Origin of the sequence: Methanothermobacter tenebrarum (assembly GCF_003264935.1) — an archaeon.
Classification (GTDB): Archaea; Methanobacteriota; Methanobacteria; order Methanobacteriales; family DSM-23052; genus Methanothermobacter_A; species Methanothermobacter_A tenebrarum_A.
Genome location: NZ_QLOE01000019.1, coordinates 1 through 2,642 on the forward strand (window position 1 = coordinate 1; position 2,642 = coordinate 2,642).

The 2,642-nt window shown below is 37.2% G+C and carries 4 protein-coding genes and 1 pseudogene; all 5 read right to left on the bottom strand.

Going from position 1 to position 2,642, the window contains the following annotated elements:
• A pseudogene (locus tag DPC56_RS08055) lies at positions 1 to 443 on the bottom strand (hypothetical protein); the annotation flags it as partial.
• Between the two features lie 133 nt (positions 444 to 576).
• Positions 577 to 813 (bottom strand): hypothetical protein, encoded by a 237-nt coding sequence (locus DPC56_RS08060; RefSeq protein ID WP_048060734.1) that lies wholly within the window; start codon positions 811 to 813, stop codon positions 577 to 579.
• A 94-nt stretch (positions 814 to 907) separates the two neighbouring features.
• Positions 908 to 1,285, bottom strand: a complete 378-nt coding sequence (locus DPC56_RS08065) for a hypothetical protein (RefSeq protein ID WP_245923997.1) — start codon at positions 1,283 to 1,285, stop codon at positions 908 to 910.
• A gap of 143 nt (positions 1,286 to 1,428) precedes the next feature.
• Entirely contained in the window at positions 1,429 to 1,815 is a 387-nt protein-coding gene (locus tag DPC56_RS08070) for a hypothetical protein (RefSeq protein ID WP_112094558.1), read from the bottom strand.
• Positions 1,816 to 2,231: 416 nt separating this feature from the next.
• A partial coding sequence (locus tag DPC56_RS08080) for a hypothetical protein (RefSeq protein ID WP_245924001.1) occupies positions 2,232 to 2,642 on the bottom strand: 411 nt, incomplete at its 5' end.

A 2,642-nucleotide genomic window follows, 5' to 3' on the forward strand; every position in this document is an offset into this window, starting at 1 on the left:
TCCTTTAAAGCCTCCTTGAACAGATCCCATTCATCCATCATGAGTTTACCTAAATTATTTATAGCCCTTCCTATATCATCAGGGTCTGGGGATGATGGGACATTCACTTGAGGAAGCTCCCCCCAATTTGTAATTCTTTTCTTCCATTCCTTGTCAGGTATTATTTTTGCTAATTCTTGTATTGGTTGTGTGTCTCCTGTTAGTAGTGTGTAGGTGATGAATGTTGGCAAACCACCAGGTGAAAGTAGCATGCTCATCATCATAGCATCTTCGATGTATGGTAGCCATTCAGGATGCTCCATGATAATAATTAGAGCCAGGGTAATAACCAAGCCTAAACCTAGTGTTTCTGGGGCTGAAAGCACACCCAATTCAAGTGCAGCTGCTTCGGCTGTTGAAACACCAGCAACACCAATAAATTTCCACCAACCACTCCCATTCAAAATTTCATTCCCAAGTTTTTTGGCTAGTTCTGTTTGCTGGTGTAGTATGCTCCCATAATATTCCTGTTTTATGTCTATTAAATGAAAAAAACCTTAACATCCCCCTTCATCTTGGCAACATGATAACTCCTCTTTATGTTCCGAATATAATTAATGCAAGGATTATGGCAATCATCCATCTTATTTCTTCTTTTTTTCCCTTCAACTCATCCACGAAGAAGTGCAACCAGAATAAAAGGAAATAAATAAACACGGTTAAAAGGGCCGCTATTGGAACCAAACCATTAAAATGCCTAATCCCAACAAAATATAAAATAATATCAACACAAATAAGAAAATAAACCTTCCCAAACAAAGATTCATAATCCAAAAAAGACCCTTCTCACTAACAATATACTGCTTCATCCCACCGTAGAGTACCATCAGGGTTCTTTGGCGTTCCATGTTGTATGCGATGGGATCCCTCATACTGAAGTCTTGGATTCTTTGATTAAAAGGGTTGCCACTATTAGAGCAAGAATACCTATTAATATTCTGTTTAGGATTATCATTGTTAAAGCAAAGATGTATGCTAATATTATGGAGGATTTGGCTAACCATTCCATGTTGAGTTTCCCTATCTTATTTAAGAAGATGAAAGAGATTATGAGGAATGCGAAAGCCCCCACATCCCCTTCAACGAAAAAAAATCCAATGGCAAGCAACACACCACCTATAGCTCCATATAAGAGAAAATCCAACCTCTTTTTCCGTTCTCCTAAACCTCCTAATATCAGTAATATACAACCTATAAATGCTAATATAAAAAGTATACAGCCTATGATTATTCTTGAACCTAACATAGAACCACCCCTTCTTTTTCTCCAATCACTCCACCACAAATCACCTCAAAGCCAAAACCAAACACAGCTTAGTAGATCTGCCACTGAACCCAACACCTAGGTAATCAGCACATAAAGCTTATCAATCCAAACAAACCAACACCTTAAATATATATTGCTTCATCCCACCGTAGAGTACCATCAGGATTCTTCGGTATTTCAATATAGTGTATACAATGATCCTCACCAACATAAGCCCTAAGCTCATAACCATGAGCCCATGTACGATGATATGCAATATATTTCCAATATTCCTCTGGGAGATAATGATCCCTAAAATCGAGTATCCCATTGCCTATAGCCATACACAAACCAACTGGCTGAAGTATTACCCCACCACCAGATTTCGATAATACATATATTACTGCTGGAAGCATATATTCAACAAAATCATTTGAAATGTATGTTTGATGTTCTATGATGAATTTTTTGATATCGTCTGTGATGTCTAGGAGGCTTGTGTAGGCTATTATTGTTGCATATGCTGCCATGTTGAGTCCTATAAGTCCCTTGGCCCACAAGACCATAATTGAGGATATCCTGGAATGTAAATCCACATAGACTTCAACATTATCATGAGTTGTGATATTTTTTTATAGGTTTTTTTCTAAGATTTTCCAGTTTTTTTGGGCGTGGGGGGCTGCTTTTCTTTTATGCAAGGCCAAAGAAGCCTATAATTACAAGCAAGCCTCCAAGTGCTCTGACAGTTTCATTTTCAGTTTTTCCCAACTCATCCTTACCTAATAGGTAAATTAAGAGAAACATGTTCACTATGTAAATGGAATAGACAATTAATTTGCTGATAATATAGGGGAAACGGAGACTAACCACAACCAATGCAGCAGTAAAATAAGAAAGGAAATAACTAAAATAAAAAATGTACTTTACCATCATATCATCCCCCTAATCAGATATACACTGCTTCATCCCACCTTAAAGTACCATCTGGGTTCTTTGGGATTTCAATGTAGTGTATGCAATAGTCTTCGCCAACATAACTTTTAAGTTCATAACCATGCCGCCAAGTTCTATGGTAAGAAACATATTTCCAATATTCAGTTGGAAGATAATTCGTTCTTACATTCACAATTAAATCACCTTCTACTAATAGTAGAGAAGCAATCGAAAAAATACCACTTGCCAAGGTGACACCTTCACTACTAAGCTCTTTTAAACTCCATATAAAAAGAATCCCATCTATAATGTCCCCTCCAATGCATGTTTGGTGTTCTATGATGAATTTTTTGATATCGTCTGTGATGTTTAGGAGGCCTGTGTAGGCTATTATTGTTGCATATGCTGCCATGTTGAGTCCTAT

What these genes read in the sequence shown, in the direction of transcription:
- DPC56_RS08065 (WP_245923997.1), bottom strand. Translation starts at nt 1,285, where the DNA reads ATGTTAGGTTCAAGAATAATCATAGGCTGTATACTTTTTATATTAGCA.
- DPC56_RS08070 (WP_112094558.1), bottom strand. Translation starts at nt 1,815, where the DNA reads ATGGCAGCATATGCAACAATAATAGCCTACACAAGCCTCCTAGACATC.